Source organism: Neisseria sp. HMSC15G01 (genome assembly GCF_001808255.1).
GTDB lineage: Bacteria > Pseudomonadota > Gammaproteobacteria > Burkholderiales > Neisseriaceae > Neisseria > Neisseria subflava_A.
The window spans coordinates 1-6573 of the sequence record NZ_KV792663.1 but is presented as its reverse complement, the minus strand read 5'-3'; the positions used below and the strand labels follow the sequence as shown (position 1 = coordinate 6573).

The 6573-nt window shown below is 45.9% G+C and carries 4 protein-coding genes; 3 read left to right on the top strand and 1 reads right to left on the bottom strand.

The features are described 5' to 3' along the window. Nucleotides 1-819 (top strand): YadA family autotransporter adhesin (locus HMPREF3139_RS10855; protein WP_210388918.1); only part of this gene is annotated, 819 nt, incomplete at its 5' end. 237 nt (nt 820-1056) lie between these two features. Here HMPREF3139_RS10855 and dusA read toward each other — a convergent pair. Further along, the gene (dusA, locus tag HMPREF3139_RS02445; RefSeq protein WP_070460248.1) at nt 1057-2061 is read right to left on the bottom strand and encodes a tRNA dihydrouridine(20/20a) synthase DusA; all 1005 of its coding nucleotides are present in this window, start codon (nt 2059-2061) and stop codon (nt 1057-1059) included. 215 nt (nt 2062-2276) lie between these two features. Here dusA and HMPREF3139_RS02440 point away from each other — a divergent pair, with 215 nt between their 5' ends. Both HMPREF3139_RS02440 and HMPREF3139_RS10850 read left to right on the top strand, forming a co-directional pair. Beyond that, the gene (locus tag HMPREF3139_RS02440; RefSeq protein WP_004521114.1) at nt 2277-2897 is read left to right on the top strand and encodes an L-threonylcarbamoyladenylate synthase; all 621 of its coding nucleotides are present in this window, start codon (nt 2277-2279) and stop codon (nt 2895-2897) included. A gap of 558 nt (nt 2898-3455) precedes the next feature. Beyond that, on the top strand, nt 3456-6573 hold a 3118-nt coding region (locus HMPREF3139_RS10850; RefSeq protein ID WP_283127006.1), incomplete at its 3' end, for an ESPR-type extended signal peptide-containing protein.

The following is a 6573-nucleotide window of genomic DNA, read 5'->3' as shown; positions in this document are numbered from 1 at the left end:
GATGGTACAGCTGCAGCTAAAGGTGATACCGGTGACAACGGTAAGTCTGCTGAAGGTAAAGTTGAGCGTGATGAAGCTAAAGGTACTTCTACCATCACTATCAACAACTTCGATAAAGACGGTAAAGTCATCTCTACTTCTACTGCAACCGTGAAAGATGGTAAAGACGGTAAAGACGGTAAAGATGCTGATGGCACCTTCGGTCTGGTTGACGAGACTGGTACTACTGACGGCTCTATCTCCAAACCTCTGAATAACACTATTCAGATTAAAGGTGATGCGGGTACTAAAGTTCAAGTATTCGACAAAGCAACCGGTAAGACTTCAGAGAAAGAAGTTCAAAACATCTTCGTTAAGAAAGACGGCGATGCGCTGAAAGTCAGCATGAACCCTGATCTGACCGTTAACAGTGTTACTACTAACGAACTGAAAGCAGGTCCTGTAACCATCAACCAAGGTGGTATCGATGCCGGCAATACTACTATCCAAAATGTTGCTCCAGGTAAGAAAGGTACCGATGCAGTTAACGTTGACCAGCTGAACCAAAAATTCGGCGATGTGAACAGCAATGTGAACAAGGTTGACAACAACGCCCGCGCAGGTGTGGCTCAAGCTCTGGCTACTGCCGGTCTGCCACAAGCTTACTTGCCAGGTAAGAGCATGCTGGCTATCGGTGGCGGTCACTACCGCGGTGAAACCGGTTACGCTGTCGGCTTCTCTAGCATCTCCGATGGTGGTAACTGGATCATCAAAGGTACTGCTTCCGGCAACTCACGTGGTCACTTCGGTGCTACCGCAGCAGTTGGTTACCAATGGTAATCTGACTTTCAGACGGCCTGAAAAGGCCGTCTGAAAAGACGAAGCAAAGTAAATGCGGCCTATTTAGGCCGCATTTTTTTATGCTTAGATTATGTGTTGGGTTTATTCGATGAATTAATCATCATAGTAGCCAAAGAGAAATGAATATATCTTTAGCAGTCTGTTGTAATTTAAAAGGCCGTCTGAAACATCATTTGATGTTTCAGACGGCCTTTCATTTATTCGAACGATATGGCATTAGTCCCAAATATTTGCGCGTTCGACTTCTTTCCATGCGTCTAGAATCAGGCTGCCGTCGTTGTCTTTCAGCAAAGCGGCATCTGAGAGCATACGGCGCCAAGTGCGGGCATTTTTTAGGCCGTGCATCAAGCCCAGTGCATGGCGGACGATGTGGCGTAGGATGGTGCCGCGCCCTGAGGCGATTTGTTCGCGGCTGTATGCGTATAGCCAAGCTGCTAAATCTGCGTATTGGATTGGTGCGTGTGTGTCGTTGTAAAACAGTACATCCCAATTGCGCATCAGCATTGGATTATGATAAGCCTCGCGCCCGATCATGACCCCATCGACAAATTTCAGATGTTCGGCGATTTCTTCGTTGGTGGTGATGCCGCCGTTAATCAAAATTTCCAAGTCGGGAAAATTTTGTTTTAAGCGATAGACGTATTCATATTTGAGTGGCGGGACTTCGCGGTTTTCTTTCGGGGATAAACCGTCTAACCAAGCATTACGCGCATGGACGATAAATGTGCGGCAGGCTGTTTTTTTGTGTAATGTTCCCACAAAATCTGCTACGACTTGATATTCTGTTTGTCTGTCTACACCGATGCGGTGTTTGACCGTCACCGGAATTTCAACTGCATCCTGCATCGCGTTCAAACAATCTGCCACCAAATCTACATCATTCATCAGGCAAGCGCCGAAAGCGCCTTTTTGAACGCGTGGGCTGGGGCAGCCGCAATTTAGGTTGACTTCATTATAGCCATACGCTTCAGCCGCTTTGGTAGCGATTGCCAAGTCATGCGGATCTGAGCCGCCAAGCTGTAAAGCTACCGGTTGCTCGCCTTCGTTGAAACTCAAAAAGCGGTCTTTATCTCCGTAAACTACTGCGCCTGAATTGACCATTTCGCTATAAAGCCAAGCATTGCGTGTAATTTGTCGCGCCATAAAGCGATAGTGTCTGTCTGTCCAATCAAGCATAGGTGCGACAGACAAGTGGCGGGAAGGTAGGGAAGAAGCAGGCATTGAGATGACTTTCAAACAAAATAATGCATTATATAGTGTATTAAATTGACTTTCGATATCGGCCGGTAAATCAAAATTATATATAAGGATCACTGGGTCAGCCGTGTTGTAGCTAAGGCTAAATCCATTCATTGTGGTGGAAATCCAATATTCAGACGGCCAAATAAGTTTTAAAATGTCAAACAACAAACCATTAGAATGATAAGGAAAAAAACATGGCACAATTTTTCGCCATCCATCCCGATAATCCCCAAGACCGCCTCATCAAGCAAGCCGCCGATATTGTCCGCAGTGGCGGCGTCATCGTTTACCCTACGGATTCCTGCTATGCACTGGGTTGCAAACTCGGCGACAAAAATGCGATGGAGCGCATTCTCACGATTCGCAAAATCGATCAAAAACACCACCTGACCTTGATGTGTGCCGATTTGAGTGAATTGGGTACTTACGCCAAAGTGGATAATGCCCAGTTCCGCCAGCTCAAAGCAGCTACGCCCGGCAGCTACACCTTTATCCTGCAGGCAACCAAAGAAGTACCCAATCGCACGCTTCATCCCAAGCGCAAAACCATCGGCCTGCGTGTTCCTGATAACGCTACTGCCTTGGCACTTTTGCAAGAATTGGGCGAACCTATTTTAAGTTGCACCCTCATGCTGCCTGAAGACGAAGAGCCGTTGACCGATCCATACGAAATTCGAGACCGTCTTGAACATGCTGTCGATTTGGTTATCGATGGTGGCTGGTGCGGTACTGAGCCGACGACGGTTATCGATATGACCGATGGCACCGAGCTGATTCGTCAAGGCAAGGGCGATATTGCCGTATTCGGTTTGTAAAACCATCTACGTTTGTATAAGTAGGGATATGCGTATTCTTTCTATGACGTATTAAAAGCATATTGCCGATTTTATTGATAGCTTAAAAACCAAATTATTTAAGCAAGTAGTTGTTCAATATCATTTCATTAAAGGCCGTCTGAAACATTTCAGACGGCCTTTTTCTTTCGTTTTTTAATAAATAATATTTTAAATAATTGGCATATGAGTTGCATGGTTACTGTGTTTGCTTGTGACTTGTCAATGGAATGCAACACACCGCTTATTAATAGAAACATGGCTGAAACCCTTTTGATGATTGGTTTTTTGGTTGAAAGCCGTAATTTTATTTAGAAATTAAAGATAATCGGTTGATATTTCTGACTAGCGGATATTTAGTAAGTATGAAATACTATTTCACTTCGAGATAGTAAAAGACCTAAATTTCGTCTTAAAGTGACAATAAACGTCAGCTCGAAGCAAGCATTTTGCAGGGAAATCCTCCGCAATAGATTTTTTAAAGTAGCGTCATGCTCACGCCTACGCTTTTACCCATCATAAAAAGAGAAAGACACACTAATGAATAAGATATTTAAAGTCGTTTGGAACCGTACGATTCAATCTTTCGTTGTAACGTCCGAATTGGCCAAAGGCCGTGTGAAATCGTCTGCAGAACAAAACAGTACAGATGTATCTGCCGAATCCGGTAAAAATGGTATCGCGACAGTTTTCAGATTGACAGTGATTTCGGCAGCTCTTTTGGGTGCAGGTAATTCGTATGCGGCAACTGCGGGACGTGGGCTAATTGCGGTTGATCCTCCAACCAGTGCTACTGCGGTCAGCGGTGCAACAGCGACCGGTATTGGTGCTCTGTCAGTAGGAGCATCAGCCAATGCCACGGCTAATGGTGCAGTTGCGGTAGGTACGAGTGCAAATGCAACACATAATAACAGTCTTGCTGTTGGTACAAATGCCAAGGCTACCCAAACTCATGCTGTTGCGATGGGTGCAGATACAAGTGCAAGTAGTTCATATGCAACAGCGATAGGTAAAAGTGCCAATGCTGTTTCTGCAGATTCAACAGCACTGGGTGCAGATTCCAAAGCAAATGGTACGCAAGCGACAGCGGTAGGTAAGAATGCTCTTGCCAACAATGTTAGTACTACAGCGCTTGGTAATGAAGCTCAGGCTTATGGTATTGGCTCAATGGCTTTGGGTAAATCCAGTACATCAAGAGGTCAAGACGGCATTGCGATTGGCAGCGGCAGTCAGGCTGCAGCCAATGCGCAAAATGCCATTGCAATCGGTACCAATGCAGTGGGTTATCAAAGTGAGTCTATCGCTATAGGTAATTCAACCCAAGCTCAAACTGGAAACACCATTGCCATCGGTAAAAGTGCAGTGGCAAATTCTCCAAGTTCGGGTAGTGCGCTATCAAGTGCTATTGCACTTGGTGCAGACGCGAATGCAACCGGCCTTGGTACGATTGCTATTGGACGTGCATCTGGGGTTCTTTCCCAAAACATTATGCACCCGGGTTTAACTCACAATAATATTGCTATTGGTAATACGGCTCGAGTAGGCGATTCAAGTAGTCCTAAGATAACTCAGGCTATTGCTATTGGTTCAGGTAACCGTGTCGATGCACAGGGCAGACCTGAGGGCGCGTGGGCAAAGGGTGACCAATCTATTGCGGTTGGTGGTAATGTTGTAGCTGAGGGTAATTCATCTATCTCGGTGGGTGGTGATGACCTTGATAGTGTTGGTGGTACCCAATATTCAGGCAGCGCAACGGACAAATTCATCAAATACAATGCCCAAGGTGCGAAAGTTGGTGAATATGCGCTACGTGGTAAAAATCTGCGGGATATCTATAAAGAAATGACCGGAGATACAATGAATAGCGGGGTTTATGGTAATACCATTGCCGGTCAAGGTTCTGTTGCATTAGGTGTGCAGTCTAATTCATCTGCCGATTTGTCTCTGGCTATTGGTACTAAATCTCAAGCCACTGCCTTTGGTGGTGTAGCTTTGGGTACAGGTGCAAAAGCAACTTTGCTGAACTCTGTGGCTTTGGGTACGGCTTCTAAAACCGATAAAGAAGGTCGGGCATACGTTCAACGCGAAATTATGGGTGTAACCTACACTTGGGCAGGCGGTCAAACTACCGATGCCGGTGATGTTGTGTCTGTTGGTTCTCAAGGTTACGAACGCCAAATTATCAATGTATCCCCTGGCGATATTTCTGCTACTTCTACTGATGCCATCAACGGCTCTCAACTTTATGGCGTATTGAATGCGCTTGAACGCGTTCGTTATTTTTCTGTTAAGTCAGAAGAAGGCAAAACTGACGGTACGAAAAACTGGAATAATGATGGCGCAAAAGCAACCAATTCGATTGCCATCGGACCAAATGCAGCAACAAGTACAGGTGCGACGGGTAGTGTTTCCTTGGGCCATAATGCCAACGTACTTGGTTCGTCTTCTGTTGCCGTTGGCCCAAATGCAACTGTAACTTCAGGAACTGTGGGTGCCGTGGCTTTAGGCTCTAATGCCAATTCTCGCGGTACAGGTTCTATCGCCATAGGTTTGAATACAGAAAATGATCGCAATTACTCTATAGTCGTCGGTGCTCACAGTAGAGCCAACTACGAAAATGCAACCGTTGTCGGTGCAAGGGCAGCAGCACAAAATAACGGTACGGCAATGGGCTATTTGTCAAATGCAGTCGGTGATGATTCTGTTGCAATTGGTCATCAGGCACAGACTGCTCAATCTTATTCTATCGCCATTGGTAAGCAGGCAAACAGTTCAGGCCTTTATTCCACCGCTATTGGTTCCTCAGCCCAAGCTGCCGGGCAGAATAGTTTTGCCGGCGGTAATAATGCAAAAGCGACTGGAAGCGATTCAGTTGCGTTGGGTAATGGTGCGACGACTACGGTTGGTAGCTCTGTTGCATTGGGCAATGGTGCTGTTGGCACTGCCAATAATTTTGATGCAACAGCTAAAAATGCAACATTCAAAAACGATAGCGGCGCTGCGACCAATGTCAGCTATGCGGCTTCTTCATCCTCCAAAACAGGCGCGGTTTCTGTAGGCAGCGCAGGCAATGAACGCCAAATCCAGAATGTTGCTGCAGGCCGTATTTCCGCCACTTCAACCGATGCAGTTAATGGTAGCCAACTGTACACTGTTATGAACAATGTTGGACACAATATCCAACAAAACGGTACAGACAAATCCCGTATCAATAACAACGGTACAGTCAACTACGCTAATGGCAACTTGACGACCGTTGCAGTTACCGATGGCGAGAATGCATCAAAAGTCCAAATCAACGTCACTCAAGGCACATTGTCTGTCAATAATAATGGCACAGTTTCCGCACCGACTGCCGGTGTAGCGACTGCTGGTGATGTAGCCAATGCCATCAATAATGCCAAAACCACAACCAATGTAGCGGCAGGCAGCAACACGCACGTTAATAAAACAACTTCAGGCAAAGAAACCACTTATACCGTCAGCGCAGATAAAGCAACTGTACAAGTTTCCAATGCTTTGAATTTGACCTCCAATACTACAACTGCATCCGATGGCGCAGTCACAACTAATTACAGTATCGATCTCGCTCAAAGCACTAAAGATAACATCCAAAAAGGCGTAGATGCCAAAACCGCCGTTGACAGCAAAGGCCTGA